General features: G+C 68.7%; 5 protein-coding genes, 1 tRNA gene and 1 rRNA gene. 3 read left to right on the top strand and 4 right to left on the bottom strand.

The features are described 5' to 3' along the window. Window positions 1-124: ribosomal RNA gene (locus ACOJUJ_RS15865) — 16S ribosomal RNA — on the bottom strand; the annotation flags it as partial. A 638-nt stretch (window positions 125-762) separates the two neighbouring features. Beyond that, window positions 763-836 (bottom strand) — tRNA-His (locus ACOJUJ_RS15860). Window positions 837-1,639: 803 nt separating this feature from the next. Here ACOJUJ_RS15860 and hppD point away from each other — a divergent pair. From hppD to ACOJUJ_RS15845, 3 genes are all read left to right on the top strand, one after another. Next, the gene (hppD, locus tag ACOJUJ_RS15855; protein WP_420127870.1) at window positions 1,640-2,764 is read left to right on the top strand and encodes a 4-hydroxyphenylpyruvate dioxygenase; all 1,125 of its coding nucleotides are present in this window, start codon (window positions 1,640-1,642) and stop codon (window positions 2,762-2,764) included. Continuing rightward, window positions 2,764-3,975 carry a PLP-dependent aminotransferase family protein gene (locus ACOJUJ_RS15850; protein WP_420127869.1) on the top strand — a complete coding sequence of 404 codons (1,212 nt, stop codon included), beginning with the start codon at window positions 2,764-2,766 and terminating at the stop codon, window positions 3,973-3,975. The genes hppD and ACOJUJ_RS15850 overlap by 1 nt, the downstream gene beginning before the upstream one ends. A 184-nt stretch (window positions 3,976-4,159) precedes the next feature. Next, window positions 4,160-6,649, top strand: coding sequence for a COR domain-containing protein (locus ACOJUJ_RS15845; protein WP_420127868.1), 2,490 nt, complete (start codon window positions 4,160-4,162; stop codon window positions 6,647-6,649). 393 nt (window positions 6,650-7,042) lie between these two features. On the opposite strand, the gene ACOJUJ_RS15840 is transcribed toward ACOJUJ_RS15845, so the two are convergent. Together ACOJUJ_RS15840 and ACOJUJ_RS15835 are read right to left on the bottom strand one after the other, a co-directional pair. Continuing rightward, window positions 7,043-8,191: an SDR family oxidoreductase gene (locus ACOJUJ_RS15840; protein WP_420127867.1), complete on the bottom strand. Its 1,149-nt coding sequence runs from the start codon at window positions 8,189-8,191 to the stop codon at window positions 7,043-7,045. A 350-nt stretch (window positions 8,192-8,541) separates the two neighbouring features. Then, entirely contained in the window at window positions 8,542-15,966 is a 7,425-nt protein-coding gene (locus tag ACOJUJ_RS15835) for an amino acid adenylation domain-containing protein (protein ID WP_420127866.1), read from the bottom strand. Window positions 15,967-16,339: the final 373 nt, after the last annotated feature.

Genomic DNA, 16,339 nt, shown 5'->3' with positions numbered 1-16,339 from the left:
GTTGCTCACGTGTTACGCACCCGTTCGCCACTGAGCTGTCCCCGAAGAGACAACTCCGTACGACTTGCATGTGTTAAGCGCGCCGCCAGCGTTCGTCCTGAGCCAGGATCAAACTCTCCATGAGTTCAAACAGCTCTTGTGAACGAACACGGTTGTGTTCATTCGGAAATTTCACGTTTACGTCCCGTTACTTCAGCGGACGCGAAGGACGTGTTGCCTTCGGCTTGCTCCGCTACGGGGCGCCCGTCTTAGCACTCCCAAAGACCCGAGTTGTCAAACTTCTTTCGCGAGCCGTTGACTCGCTTCTCCATTCGCATCCGGCCAGTTTCACCCGGCCGCCGCGTCAGTCCTTCAATCTATCACCCTCGACTCGCTTCGTCAAGGGGCGGCGGTGAGAAAGTTTCGAAGCTTTCCGGCCCGCCGCGCTTCCTGCAACGCCTTCAACCTAAACCACTTAGGCGTTCCGGTCAAGGGGTCGGTTTTCCAACTTTCTCCCCCGCCCTCCCAACACCGCCCGTTCAGGCGACAGCCTTACAACTTATCAACCTTGTCCAGCGGCGTCAACCCCCGCCGCGTCTTGTGGCCCCACCGGATCGCTCCGGCTTTGCGAGGGCCGCAAGTATAAACGCCCGTTTCCCGCCCGTCAACCCTGTCGTGGGATTCCGCCGCCCTGCCGACGTCTGTCGCGGTGGGGGAAGTCCGGAGAGAGGGCAAAAGCGGACCCCCCCGATTCGACTCGCGGGGGTCCGCTGCTGCGAAAGGGGTGAGCGACGGGTTTCGAACCCGCGACCTCCGGAACCACAATCCGGCGCTCTAACCAGCTGAGCTACGCCCACCGTGTCCTGTCATTTCAAACCCGTCGTCCAACAGGCCACAAATGTGTAAAAGGATTCCCGATCGCGCAAGTGGTCCCTTCAACCTCCGTGCACGAAGGCGCCGAAACCCGCCGCCGGTGCCGGCCGAAGCACCAGCGGACGCTCGTGGCGGCGCCAGCGACGATCCGCACGCGCCAGGGCGATCCACCCGCGTTCATATCCCTACGTACGCGCGCGCGAGGCTCATTGACCCCCACGCGCGGGCGGCCAGGCGATGGGCGGATGCAGGCTCCGGTCGTGACGACATCGGCCACCCCAGGATCGGTGCACACCTCCGCGCTCGCTCCTCCCCGCCCCGTAGACCGGGTTACGACCGCGTCTCTCGATGCGTGTATACGCAGGCCCCAAATACGTGTATCTGCTGCCTCCTGTCATCAAAGCCTGAATCCGTGTGCGTGAGCTACATGACGCGACGGCATCAAAGGGCGCGCATTCGATTGTCTCACGCCATTACGACCAAAAGGCGTTGTTGTTGGAGATAAACGCCGTGAACTTTCAGGCTCGCCGCGAAGCCATCGGCCGCGCGGCGTAAGCCCCTGCCCCGTACTTGACCTTTATCGTCGAACCATGTTACTGTATTACAAACGCCAAATCTGTCCGATGGCGTGTGTAGAATACCACCCTGCTGGACATACCTGACCGGCGCGCGGGGCACGTTCCCCGTCGCCGGCGGCGGCTTTCCCCCCACGGGTGATCCGCCGAACCCCGCGCCGCGTGGCAGCTCCACGCACGCACTTCCTCTCTCTTCACAGGCAGGCAGCCGCATGTCCGTCATCGAACGCGAGCCCAGCACGATCCCCGCCGGCCAGAGCGCCGTGCGCCTGGATGGCATCGACTACGTGGAGCTGTACGTGGGCAACGCCTACCAGGCGGCGCACTTTTACCGCACCATGTTCGGCTTCAAGCCCGTGGCGCGCGCGGGGATGGAGACCGGCATGCGCGACCGGCTTTCGATTGTGATGGTGCAGGGCGACATCCGGCTGGTGATCACCAGCGGTCTTAACCCCGACTCGCCGATCAGCCGCCACGTGGCGCTGCACGGCGACGGCGTGAAGGACGTGGCGTTCCGCGTGGACGACGTGGCCGCCGCCTTCCAGACCGCGGTGGAGCGTGGCGCGCGCGCCGTGGCCGAGCCCCAGGTGCACGAGGACGAGCGCGGCCGCGTGGTGCGCGCCACCATCGGCGCCCCGGGTGACACCGTACACTCGCTGGTGGAGCGCCACGGCTACGCCGCGACGCTGTTTCCGGGCTTCGAGGCCATCACCAACGCGCCGGCCACCCACGCCGTGGGATTCACCGAGGTGGACCACGTGGCCGTGAGCATGGAGTCGGGGCACCTGGACGAGTGGATCCAGTTCTACAAGGAAGTGCTCGGCTTTCACCAGTCGCACCACGAGATGGTGTGGACCAAGAACAGCTCCATGAACAGCAAGGTGGTGGAGGATCCGTCGGGCAAGATCAAGTTCCCCATCCAGGAGCCGTCCAAGGCCGGCACCAATTCTCAGGTGCAGGAGTACCTGAACTTCAACCACGGCTCGGGCGCCCAGCACGTGGCCTTCCTGTGCGACGACATCTGCTTCACGGTGCGCACCATCCGTGAGAACGGCGTGCGCTTTCTGGAAGTCCCCGGCACCTACTACGAGGTGCTGGAGGAGCGCGTGGGCGCCATTCAGCCGGCGGTGATGGCGGAGTACCAGGAGCTGGGAATCCTGGTGGATTCGGACGAAGACGGGCGCCTGATGCAGATCTTCAGCGAGCCGGTGGAGGCGCGTCCCACGATGTTCGTGGAGGTCATCGAGCGGCGCGGCGCCCGTGGCTTTGGCTCCGGGAACATCAAGGCGCTGTTCGAGGCGGTGGAGCGCCAGCAGGAACGCCGCGGGACCATCTGATGACCGACCTGGCATCCGCACCCGTGGCCGGTCCCGCCCTGGCGGGCTGGGCCCAGGCCACGGGGACCTCGGCGCTGCAGACCATGCTTTCGGTGGGCACGCGCCCGGGGACGATCTCGTTCGCCCTGGGGCTTCCCGCGCCGGAGCTGTTTCCCGCCGCGGAGTACGGACGCGCGGCGGCGGCCGTGCTGGAGGAGGACCCACGCGCGCTGCAGTATTCCCCGCCCTCCGCGGCGCTGCAGGCGCACGTGGCCGCGCTGATGGCGCAGCGCGGGGTGGTGGTCGCGCCGGAGGAGGTGTTTCTGACGGCCGGTGCGCAGCAGGGGATCAGCCTTCTGGCCCGCCTGCTGCTGGAGCCCGGCGGCGACGTGCTGACGGAAACGCTGTGCTACACGGGCTTTCAGCAGGCCGTGGAGCCGTTCACGCCGCACTTTATCACCGTTCCCACGGACGGGGAGTCGGGGATTGACGTGGACGCGGTGGAGGCCGTGCTGGCGGGTGGGGCGCGGCCGGCGTTCATCTACACCGTGCCGGACGGCAACAACCCGCTGGCGCTGAGCATGCCGACGGAAAAGCGGCTGAGGCTGGTGGAGATCGCGCGCCGCTACGGCGTCCCGATCGTGGAAGACGATCCGTACGGCTTTCTGGCGTACGACGGCCCGCCGGCGCAGCCGCTGCGGGCGCTGGACCGGGACTGGGTGTTCTACGTGGGCTCGTTCAGCAAGGTGCTGGCGCCGGCGCTGCGGCTGGGGTGGATCATCGTGCCGCGGGAGCTGGTGCCGCTGCTGGCGATCGCCAAGGAGGCCAGCGACATCAACACGGCCACGCTGTCGCAGCGCGCGGCGGCGCGCTACATGGACGGCGGCCACCTTCCCGCCCACCTGACGGCGGTGCGGGACGAGTACCGCCTGCGCCGCGACACCATGCTGGCGGCGCTGGAAAAGCACTTTCCCACCGGCGCGCGCTGGAAGAAGCCGGCAGCCGGCGTCTTCATCTGGGTGGAACTGCCGGAGGGAACGGACGCGAGCGAGGTGCTGCGCGTGGCCATCGAGCAGGAGGGGGTCGTCTTTGTCCCCGGCAACGCGTTCGCGGCCGATGGCAGCAGCACCGCCAGCAACTGCATGCGCCTCAACTTCTCCCACTCCACGCCGGACGTGATCGAGGAGGGCATCGCCCGCCTCGGCCGCACGCTGAAGGCGGTAGGGGTGTAGGACGGCGGCTTCCTCGGAAGATTGACGCACGAAAGAGCCCGCTCCGGAGTACCGGCGCGGGCTTTTAGTACAATGATTCTTGCATCCGTCGTAAGATGCAGCTTCATTGTTTCTCGGTCGAAGTACGAGCAGTTGGGTCGTCTGCAAATGTGAAGTAAAAACCAACCCTGATGAGACGCGAATTATGGAACAGCCGCCGGACATTCAGGTGGGAGAGGGAACAGACACACGCACGGGAGCAGAGATCGCTGAGGAGAGAATAGCGGATTTTAAACGCCGTATGAATGCACAACTGGTCGGTACTTTCGAGATATTAGACTTGCAAGGGCTAAGTCTTGAAACCGTTCCAGAGAGCTTACGCGGACTCAGATACCAAGGAATAGTCCATCTGGGCCGTAATCAACTGGACGAGTTGCCGGAGTGGATTGGAGAGGTTGCACAGAATCTTATCGTCTCCTCCAATAACCTTAAGGTTCTTCCCAACGGAATTGGCACCATCAGTCTTCAGGGCTTGGCAGCCCACAACAATGCACTCGAATCCTTGCCTAAGTCTCTTCTGGATAGTTCTAATCTCCACACGCTTTTGCTGCAAGGCAATCCGTTAGGCATTCCCGCTGGTATTCTTGCATCCCGCTCCCCTGCAGAAATCCTCGCTTACTACTTCGAATCGCGTGGTGAAAAGGGCCGGCCTCTCCTCGAACTGAAGCTCCTCCTCGTCGGTCGTGGCAAAGCAGGAAAAACCACGTTGGTTAAGCAGCTCGCGAAGGAAAGGCCAAGCGCACGGGAGTCGGAGACTCATTCGATTGCGATTCGCGAACTGGGACTTCGCTGTCCACGTGGTTCCGTGCGGACACGAGCGTGGGACTTTGGCGGCCAAGAGATTCTCCACTCGACGCACCAGTTCTTTCTGACCGAGCGCAGTCTATACCTCCTGGTACTTGAGCCACGCACCGGGCTCGCGCAACGCGACGCGGAATACTGGCTAAAGCTCATCGAAACGCAGGGCGGCGGATCGCCGGTCATCGTCGTGATGAATCACAGCCATGGGCGCCGCTGGCCAATCGACCAGGTGAAGCTGCGGCGGCTATTTCCGTTCATCGTCGATTTCATCTGGACGGATGCGCTGCACGGCGACGGGATCGATGCGCTGCGGAACACAATTCTACAGACCGTGGAAGAACGGATGCCAGACGTCTGGCTCCCCTTCCCCGTTCGCTGGCGTGCAATCAAGGACCGCGTCGCCGGGATGGACGAGAACTTTCTCACCTACGACGACTACGTCAAAATCTGCGTTGAGTATGGTGAGGATGATCCTGACAAGCAGGCTGACCTCGCCGGGATTCTTCACGCGCTCGGGCTGGCCCTGTACTTCGGGAATGACCCGCGGCTGCACGACCATCGAGTGCTGAACCCGAGTTGGGTGACAGGCGGCGTGTACGCCGTGATCCGATCAGAGTCGGTTAGAGAGAAGGATGGCCAGCTCACGGCAGCCGACATGCCGCGCGTCCTCCGTGAGGCACAGAAGCAGAAAGTGGTGAAGGCGAAGGATTATCCGCCCGAGACGCACCCGTTCATCCTGGAGTTGATGCGGGCGTTTCAGCTCTGCTTTGCGCATGAGCCGGAAGGCGAGCCAGGCGGCGCGGATCGCCCCGTCCGCTACCTGGTGCCGGAGTTGTTGCCAGAGTTCGAGCCGGAGATGGTGGAAGCATGGGACCAGGCGCCGGTACGCCTGCGCTACACCTACGAGGTGCTGCCGCCGGGGTTGCTGCCGCGCTTCATCGTGCGCACGCACCCTTTGAGCGAGGACGCGCCGCACTGGCGGCACGGCGTGGTGCTGCGGCACGGCGACGCTTCGGCGCTCATCCGGGCGGAGTCGGACAGGCCGCAGCTGGAGGTGTTCGTGCTGGGCGGCGACGAGGATACACGCCGCGTGCTGGTGACGATGGTGCGGCGCGAGTTGGAGGCGCTGCACGGCGAGATGAAGATGGCGCCGGTGGAGACGCTGGAACTCACTGGCGAGGGCGACCGCTGGATCAGCGTAAAGTCGCTGCGCGAAATGGAGGAAGCCAGCGAGCCAACGAAGCGCATGCCGATCCTGCCCGAGGGAACGGCCGAGGTCAACATCCCGCTGGAGCTGGACAAGCTGGACCCGCCTGAGTCGCGCGCGATCGACCGCGATCCGACCGTCGCCCCGGCACCAGTACGCGTCTTCGTCAGCTACGCGCACGCTGACGAAAGAGCTCTCAAGCGGCTGGACGCGATTCTTGGCGTGCTGGAGCAACAGCACGGTCTGGTGGCGTGGCGGGACGAGCGGCTCATTTCCGGCGACGAATGGGATGAGGAGATCCGTCGGCGGCTGGAAGAGATGGACATCTTTCTATTCATCGCCAGCCAGCGCTCAATCGTGAGCTCCTATATCCGAGACACGGAGATCCAGCGGGCGCAGGAACGGCGGGAGAAGGGCGAAGTGGAGATCGTCACCGTCAAGCTGGAGGCGTGCGCGGTGGATGAGGATTCGTATCTTGGCAAGCTGCAGCGCCTTGCACGCGGATTTCCGAGTATCGCAAAGGCGACTCCGCGGTCGGAGGGTTGGGAGCAGGTGCGGAAGGATCTGCTGCCCGTCATCAAGCGTGTCAGCGAGAGGAAGAAGGCGGCCGGCGAGAGGCAGGCGTAGCACCCAGATCGCGAGGGTTTCTAATCTATCCCGCAGCGTTGGCTTCCTGAGGGAGCGCCAAAACATAACTTCAACTCACATGACCGCTTGCGCGACAGAAGGATCTCGTCTGCCTTGCCTGAGGACTTGAACGGCTCCCGAGGGCTGGGTCTCTCGCGACCCGACAAAGATCCTTCGATCGCGCGCAAGCTTCTGTAATTACGAAAGTTACGGGCGTGCGCTCCCTCAGGATGACAGCGCACCTCGTGGAGCAGGTGAGCACCACCTCTCGCCCAGAAGAACAGATACGCCTGCGGGTAACTCAGGGACCGAAAAACAAGAATCCCACACTGTACGGTACGGTGGGGGATCGTCTTGTCTACGGGGCAGGCTGGACCCGCTCGGCCAGAGCGCTCATGCCGTCCGACGGGCGACAGGGCGCTGCTTCCGCAGGCCCGGCGGCTGCCGGGCGGCCGCGTCGGCGCCGTTCAGGCCGCGCACACCTTCGATCACGTACCGCTCCACCTCGTCCAGGTCCATGGGCCAGCCGGGCCCGCGGCGCCGCTGGAACAGCTTGGTGCCGGCGGTGGATGAGGCGTAGAACGCGGTGTTGCGCAACAGCACCCGCTCGAGGGCGGACGCCGTGGCTTCGTCGAACTCGCGGAACGAGCGAAAGGTGACGCCCGTGAGCTCCAGGTGCTTAAGGATCAGTTCCGTAAGGCCCTGCACGCGCACGTTCTGGCCCGCGGTGCAGTGGTACACGCCCTCACTCACGCTGTCGCGGTACAGCGAAAAGATGTCGTAGCAGACGAAATCCACCGGCACCACGTTCATCTCCGACTCGGTGCTCCCGTACAGCGACAGTGGCGCGTCGGTGTGCCGCAGCTGCCGCTTGAGCCGGTGCAGCTCACGGATAAAGCCGTACAGCCCGGTGCGGCTGCCGCCCGGCCGGCGCGTGGCCGAAGGGCCGATGACGATGGACGGCCGCACGATGACGAGCGAGATCCCGCGCTCACGGCAGAGCTCCGTGATCAGGTGCTCGGCCTGGCACTTGGTTTCTTCGTAGTAGTTGTTGAAGCGGGCGTCGTGGTGCAGCGCCTCCGGCACCGGCCCCTCGTGCACGCCCACGGTGAACGCGGTAGAGACGTAGTAGAAGACGCCACACCCCAGCGCGGCCGCCACGTCCACCGCGTGCCGCAGCCCGCCGATGTTGTGGTCGTGGATGACCTGCCGGTCCTTTTCCTGGTACTGCAGCGACGACGCGAAGTGAAAGAAGGTCGCATCGGCCCTCCCCGCCCGGGCCGCGAAAAACGCCTCCTCCAGCCCAAACGCGGGGAGCGTGATGTCGGAGGGAATGGCCGTAAGCGCGTCCAGCCCCCGCACGCGGCGGTCCGGATAGCTGGCGTCCACCTCGCGCAGCGTCTCGTCCAGGCGCAGCGCGCACGCTTCGGGGCTGGGCCCGCGGACGAAGCACTGGACGTCGAAGGAGCCGCCGAGCAGATGATTGCGGATGAAGTGGCTGCCCAGAAAGCCGGTTCCGCCCGTCAGATAGACTGTCCGCATCACACCATTCGCGAGGGGCGATTCACCGTATCTCAGCCAGCATGCGTTCCCGGGCGTCTTTGAACCGGGACGTCGGAAACAGAAAAGCCCTCACCGCACGTCGGGTGAGGGCTCAATTACAGCGTACGCGCCAGGCTGGAGTTAACCAGCGACCTGCGAACCAGGTTTCTCCGCCGAACTTGAACCCGCGGGTTTCCTGACGTTTGCGCACCGGGCGTCACTGAGCATCACAACGGGTACCGTGAAAGAAAATGTGAGATTTGCGGGCTACACGCAAGTCCCACGCTGCCAAACAGTTGTCTCAAAGGTGGCGGGGCCGGCTCCACGCGAACGGTTTTCACAAGGATCCATCACCGCGCGGGTGGCCCGCCCTGGAGCGTCACCACCACCGGCGAAGGGTGAGCCCCGGAGAACGGCGGCGCCTCCTCCCGCGCCCGGTCGAGCGCGCGCGACAGCGCCTCGCCCAGCGTGGCCGCGTTGGGTGGCCGCATCATGGACAGGTGCGTCCCCGGCACGGGCGTCACCCGGAGCCGCGCCGCGGGGAGCGTGGCCCGCCAGCCGCGCGACGGCTCCGGATCGGCGCTCTGGTGGGCGGGAAACTGGTGGATGGTCACCGGGATCGGCTGCGGCGAGTATTCGCGCAGGGCACGCCGGTGATCGCGCAGGCGGTCGCGCAAACTCAACGCCTGGCCCACGGTGACGTGGCCAGGGAGCAGCCCCATCTCGCGCCACCACGTGACAGAGGTTTCCAGGTCCACCTCGCCGGCAGCGACGCCCGCCTCGTCGAGCTCCGCGCGCCCATTCACGGTTTCAGCCATCCGCAGCACGTGCAGGAGCAGCGCGTGCTCCTGCGCGGCATCGTGCGATCCGGCGCCGGCGCGGCCGGGGTGGTAGCTGTCGAGCATCCCCACGAACTCCACGACCTCGTTCCGGCCGATCAGCTGCGCGGCGGCCTCATACGCGAGGACGCCGCCGAACGACCATCCCGCCAGCCGGTACGGACCCGAGGGCTGCACCTCGCGGATCATCCGCACCAGGCGCGCCGCCATCGCCTGGACGGTGCGCGGCGCCGGCTCCGACGGCGCTGGCGACGGGAGCGCGTACACCGGGATTTCGGGGTCGATGTGGGGGTGCAGCACCTGCGCGTACGCGATGGACCCCGTCCCGTCGTACGCCAGGAATAGCGGGGGCCGGGAGCCGGTGGAGCGGATGGCAATGGCCTGATCGCTCGCGTGCCCGTCATCGACCCCGGCCAAGCGCGCGGCGAGCGACTGCACCGTGGGGTGGGAGAAGACGTGCGCCAGCACCACCTCGGCCTCCAGCACCTGCCGCACCCGCGAAACCACGCGAAGGGCCAGGAGCGAGTGGCCGCCCAACTCGAAGAAGTTGTCCCAGCGCCCCACTCGCTCCACACTCAGCAGCTCCGCCCAGATCGCCGCCAGCGCGTCTTCCACCTCGCCGACGGGCGCCTCGTACCGCCGCGCGGCAAGGGCGTCGCCTTCGGGAGCCGGCAGCGCCCCGCGGTTCAGCTTGCCGGCGGACGTGAGCGGCAGCGCATCCAGATGGACGTACGCCGCCGGCACCATGTACTCCGGCAAGCGCTCCGACAGATGCGCCCGCAGCGCGCCGATCGCGACCTCCTCACCCACGTAGTAGGCCACCAGCCGCCAGTCGCCCGCCTCGTTCTCGCGCGCGACGATCACCGCCTCCCGGACGGCTTTGTGCTCGGCCAGCCGCGCCTCGATCTCGCCGGGCTCGATACGGAAGCCGCGGATCTTGACCTGCTGGTCCACCCGTCCCAGGAACTCGATCTCTCCCCCGGCCAGGCGGCGCACGCGGTCGCCGGTGCGGTACATCCGTTCGCTCCCCAGCTCCGGGAAGGGATTGTCGACGAAAACGGCGCGCGTCTTTTCCGCGTCGTTCAGGTATCCCAGCCCCAGGCACGCGCCGGCAAGGTACAGCTCCCCCGCCACGCCGGCCGGAACCAGCCCGCGGCAGCCGTCCAGCACCAGCGCGTGCGTGTTGGCGATGGGCCGCCCGATGGGGATGCGGCCGCCCTCGCGCCCCGTCACCTCGTGGCAGATGCAGCCGATGCTGGCCTCGGTGGGACCGTAAAGGTTGACCACGCGGACGTCGGGAAAGCGCTCCACGAACGCGTACACCGTCCCCGCCGTGATCTGCTCCCCGCCGACGACGACCGCCCGCAGCGACGCCAGAGCGCTCCGCGCCTCCGCATCTTCCACCAGGCGGGGAACCAGCTCGTTGAAGACGGAGGGGACAAAGTCGGTCATCGTCACCCCGTGCCGCCGGACCAGCGCGGCGACCGGCCCGGCGGCGAGCTCGTCGTCGCCCGCCAGCATGACGCTGCGCCCGCCGACCGTCAGCGGCCAGAAGAGCTGCCACACCGCGCTGTCGTAGACGTGGCGCGTGGTCTGTAGCACCACCTGCGCGGCCTCCATCCCGAAGTACCCGCTCATCCACCGGAAGCGGTTCGCGATCCCCCGGTGCGGCACCAGCACGCCCCGCGGCGTTCCGGTAGAGCCGGAGGTGTAGATGACGTAGAGGGGATCTTCCGGCGAGCGCGGCGCACGGGATCGCTCCGGCGGAGCTTCCCCTCCTGCGTGATCGTCCCTCCCATTCCCCGCGACCGGATCGTCCGCCCGCGGCACGGTGAGAAAGGTCCGGCCAAGCTCCGCCTCGCCGGACAGGGGAACGCCGTCGACCAGCACCACTTCGCAGTCTAAATCGTCCAGCACCTGGCGGAGCCTGGCGGCGGGCCAGCGCGGGTCGAGGGGTGAGAACGCCGCGCCCGACTTCATCACCCCCAGCATGGCCACGGGCACCGCCAGACCGCGCTCCATGAGGATGGGTACGCGGCCGCCCCGCCCGATCCCGCGCGCCGCGAGCGCCGAGGCGACGGCCTCCGCGCGCCGGTCGAGCTGGGCGTACGTCAGCGCCGCGGCGCCGAGCACGACGGCGGGCGCGTCCGGGGTGCGCCTCGCCCGCGCCTCTACCAGCTCGTGGATGCACGCCTCCGCGCCCCACGCGATCGAAGGTCCCTGGGACTCGTCCAGGAGCCGCGCGCGCTCGGCCCCGGAGAGCAGCGGCAGCGAGCCCACGGGCCGCCGGTCGTCCGCCACCATTCCTTCCAGCACCCGCCGCAGGTAGTCCACCGCGCGCTCCACCGTGGCGCCGTCGAAGAGCGCCGCCGCGTACTCCACCCCGCCCGCGATCTTTCCGTCCCACTCGAACAGGGTGAGCGAGAGGTCGAACTGCGTGGCCACGCGCGCGGGGCGCGCGACGGGCGCCGGCGCCAGACCCGGCAGCTCCAGCCCGCCCCGGGGGGCGTTCTGCCAGGCGAACATCACCTGGAATAAGGGGGTGTGCGCCAGCGACCGGGCGGGCCGCACCCGCTCCACCACCTTTTCGAACGGAAGGTCCTGGTTGGCCTGCGCCTCCAGCGCCCGCGCCTTGACCCGCCCCAGCAGCTCCGCGACCGTGGGCGAGCCGGACAGGTCCACGCGCAGCGCCAGCGTGTTGACGAAGAGGCCGATCAGCCCCTCGATCTCCGCACGCCCGCGGTTGGCCGTGGGCGTGCCGACCACCACGTCGTCCTGCCCGGCAAGCCGGCCGAGCAGGGCGGCCCACCCGGCCAGCAGCGTCATGAAGAGGGTTGCGCCGTGCCGGCGCGAGAGCTCCTTGAGCCCCGCCGTCAGCTCCTCCCCCAGCGTCACCCCCATCCCCCGGGAGCCCCCGGCTTGGTCCCGCGCCGCCGGACGCGGCCGGTCGGCGGGAAGCTCCAGCAGCTCCGGCGCGCCGGCGAGCGTGGTGCCCCAGTACTCCGCCTGCCGCTGGAGCACTTCGCCCTCGACCCAGCGGCGTTGCCAGGCGGCGTGGTCGGCGTACTGCACCGGGAGCGGGGGAAGCGGATCGGGCTCGCCGCGCGAAAAGGCGGCGTAGAGGGTGCCCAGCTCGCGCGTGAGCACGCCCATGCTCCACGCGTCGGAGACGATGTGGTGCAGGGTGAGCAGGAGCACGTGGTCGTCCGCGCCGATCTGGATCAGGCAGCCCCGGATCAGCGGGCCGCGCTCCAGGTCGAAGCGCGCGCCCGCCGACTCCGCCACCAGCCGACGAAGCGTGTCCGGACCGCCGGGCGCGCCGGCCAGATCGTGCTCCACCAGGTGGAACGGGGCGGCCCCGGCCGGCGCGATCCGCTGCACGGGTTCGCCCTCCACCTCCACAAACGTGGTGCGCAGCGCCTCGTGGCGGGCCACGATCCGGTCCAGCGCCCGCCGCAGCGCCGCGCGGTCCAGCGGGCCCAGCAGCCGCGGGTGGACGGAAAGGTGGTAGGCGGCTCCCCCGCCCCGCATCCGCTCGTGGAACCAGAGCCGCTGCTGCGAGAACGACAGCGCGAGCGGCCGGTCGCGATCCACCGGCTCGATGGGCGGCAGGCTGGCGCGCGCCGCCTCTTCCACGGCGCGCGCAAGATCGGCCAGCGCGGGGTGCTGAAAGATCTCGCCCAGCGCCACCTCTACCCCCAACACCCGCCGCACGCGGGAGATCACCTGCACGGCCAGCAGCGAGTGGCCGCCCAGTTCGAAGAAGTGGTCGTGGCGGCCTACCCGCTCCACCCCCAGGATCTCGGCCCAGATCGCCGCCAGCGCGACCTCCGTGCGGCCGGCCGGCGCCTCGTATCCGCGCCGGGCGTAGCCGTCGGCCGTGGGCGCGGGGAGCGCGCCGCGGTCCAGCTTTCCGCTGGAGGTCAGCGGGAGCGCGGCGAGCGGGACGTACGCCGCGGGAACCATGGGGTCCGGGAGGCGCGCCGCCAGGTGCGCGCGCAACGCCTCGGGCGCCAGGGGCTCGTCCGCGACGAAGTAGGCCACCAGGACGGCGGCGCCCCCCGCGCCGGAGGGGCGCGGGACCACCGCGGCCTCGCGCACGCCCGGGAAGCGCCCCAGCGCCGCCGCCACCTCGCCCGGCTCCACGCGGTAGCCGCGGATCTTTACCTGGTGGTCGCGGCGCCCCAGGAACTCGACCGAGCCGTCCGGCAGCCGGCGGCCCAGGTCGCCCGTGCGGTACATCCGGGCGCCGCACCCGCCCGGATCGGGGACGAACGCCGCGGCGGTGAGCCCGGGGCGGCCCCAGTAGCCCAGCGCCACGTGCGGGCAGCGTACCACGATCTCCCCCCGGGCGTACAGCTCCGCCGGCTCCCCGCAGTCGTCGAGCAGCAGCACCTTCACCCCCTCCACCGCGTGGCCGGCTGGGACGGCGTGGCCCCGCGGCTCCGTGGAGTGGTCCAGAAAGCACTGCAGGGCCAGCGTCGACTCGGTGGGTCCCAGGCCGTTCACCAGCACGCACCCCGGCGTGAAGTGCTCCCGGAACCGCTCCCAGTCGGGGCGTATGACGGCCTCGCCCCCCAGCACCACCAGCCGCACGGAGGAAAAGCGGTCCCCCGGCGGCCCGCCGCCCGGCAGCAGGGCCCGGAAGAGCGTGGGCGTGGAGTGGTAGAGGGTGATCCGGCGCGCGCGCAGCCACTCCGCCAGCGGCTCCACCCCCCGCCGGCGGACGTCGAACAGGTGGAGAGCCGCGCCGTTGAGGAGCGCGCCGAAAAGGTCCATGACGGCGGCGTCCGTCGCGTACGAGGCCAGCAGCGTAAGCCGGTCCTCCGGGCCGATGCGCAGCGCGCCGGTGTAGGCGCGGATGTGCGCCAGGACGTTGTGGTGGGACTGGGCCACCCCCTTGGGCTCGCCCGTGGAGCCCGAGGTATAGAGCAGGTAGGCGATCTGCTCCGGCGGGACGTGGGGGAGGACGGCCGCCTCCGCGCCTGCGCCGTGCTCCAGGTCCTCCACCTGGAGCACGGCGGCCGGCGTACGAAGGCTCCTGGCCAGGCGGAGCGCCGCGGCGTGGCAGGCGTGGTCGGCCAGGACCAGGGTGGCGGCGGCATCGTCCAGCACCTGGCGCATCCGCGCCTCCGGCCAGGCGGGGTCCAGCGGCACGTACGTCTTTCCCACCGCCAGCGCCCCCAGCACCCCCGCCACCATCGGCGCGTCGGGGTGAAAGAGGAGTCCCACGCGCCCCGGTCCGCATCCGGCCCCCTTCGCCACCGCGGCCGCAATGCGCACCACAAGATCGTCCAGTGCCCGGTAGCTCCATTCGCCCGAGGCAGCGTGGACGGCGGTCCGCTCCGGGTGCGTTGCCGCCCGCGCCCGAAAGCACGCGGCGATGGACCGGTCGGTCTCTACCGGAGCAAAAGCGGCGTGGGCGACGGAGGCCCGCATCCGCCGCGCCACGGCGTGGGAGGCACCCTCCTCCGCCAGCCGGCGACGCTCCGCTTCGGGGATGAGCGGGAGCCGGTCCACCCCGCGCCCGGCGTCCGCCGCCATCGCATCCAGCACCGTCCGCAGGTACGCGAAGTAGCGCTCCACCGTGGCGGCATCGAAGAGCGAGGTGGCGTACTGCACCCCGCCGGTGATCCGTCCATCTGCCTCTCCCAGGGTGAGCGACAGGTCGTAGCGCACCGCCGCGCGGGCCGGCGCGCCCGGGCCCGCGGTGGGGACCGTCTTGAGCCCCGCCAGGTTCAGCTCGCCGCGCGGGGCGCTCTGCCAGGTGAAGCTCACCTGAAAGAGGGGCGCGTAGGCCAGGGAGCGGACGGGGCGCACCAGCTCCACCACCTGCTCGAAGGGGATGTCCTGGTTTCCCTGCGCCTCCACCACCCGCTCCTTCACGCGCGCCAGCAGCTGCGCCACAGTCGGCGAGCCGGAGAGGTCGACCCGCAACGGGAGCGTGTTCACGAAGAAACCGATCAGCCCCTCGATCTCCCGCCGTCCGCGACCGGCGGTGGGCATCCCCACCATCACTTCTTCCTGCCCGGCGAGGCGGCCCAGCACGACCGCCCATCCCGCCAGAAGGGTCATGAACAGGGTGGTGCCGTGCCGCTTGCTCAGGCTCTTCAGCGCGGAGGCCACCTCCTCGTCCAGCGTCCAAGGAAGGAACGCTCCCCGGGGGTCCTGCCGGGCCGGGCGCGGGTGGTCGGCCGGAAGCTCCAGCAGCTCCGGGGCACCTGAGAGCATCCGCCGCCAGTATTCCGCCTGCCGCCGCAGCACCTCGCCGTCCACCCACGTTCGCTGCCACGCCGCGTAGTCGGCGTACTGCAGTTGCAGCGGCGGAAGCGGGTCGGGCTCGCCGCGGCGGTACGCGCCGTAGAGCGCGCTCAGCTCCGTGGTCCACACCCCCAGCGACCAGCCGTCGGAAACGATGTGGTGCATGGTCACCAGGAGCACGTGCTCGTCCGGGCCCATGCGCACCAGGCGCCCGCGCACCAGCGGCCCCCGCTCCAGGCTGAACGGCGCCCCCGCCTCTTCGGCCGCAATGCGCCGCAGCGCCTCCCCCGCCCCCTCGCCGCCGTCTAGGTCGTGGTCCACGAGATGGAATCGGCTGGCCTCCGCGGGAGCGATGCGCTGCACCGGCTCACCGTCCACCTCCGCGAAGACCGTGCGGAGCGCCTCGTGCCGCCGGACCATGCCGTCCAGCGCCCTGACCAGCGCCGCGCGGTCCAGCGCGCCCGACAGGCGCAGGCGCGTGGACATGTGGTACGCGGCGCCCGCGCTCCCCATCCGCTCCACAAACCAGAGCCGCGCCTGCGCGAACGAGAGCGGCAGCGGTCCGCCACGGTCCACCGGCTCGATCGGTGACAGCGTCGCCGCGGGCCGCACGGGGGCGGTGGCCTCGGCCAGCTCCAGGAGCGCCAGGCGCTCAGCGGTCGAAAGGTTCAGCATGGTCGAGCAAGTCGCGTGGGAACGGGGGTACGGGCGACGCGGCGTTGCATCTCTCGCGAAGGCACAAACGGGCTGGGAAGATGCCGATGCAGCGGCGGATTCCCCCCGCCGTGTCGGCGAACCGCCCCGCGAGCGGAGCGCGTGAGGGTGCCGCCAAACCTCTCAATTCGACTTCAACGACCCCTCATCCTGAGGGAGCGCCACGCGGAACGTGAACTCACGCAACCATTTGCGCGCGACCGAAGGACCTTGCCGACACGACGAAGGGACGTGAACAGCTCTCGGAGGCTTGGCCCGTCGCGACCCGACAAAGATCCTTCGGTCGCGCGCAAGCTCTTGTGGCCATGAAAGTTAAGGCGTGCGCTCCCTCAGG

This window comes from Longimicrobium sp., from assembly GCF_048594345.1.
Lineage (GTDB): Bacteria > Gemmatimonadota > Gemmatimonadetes > Longimicrobiales > Longimicrobiaceae > Longimicrobium.
This window is presented reverse-complemented; position numbering and strand designations above follow the sequence as displayed.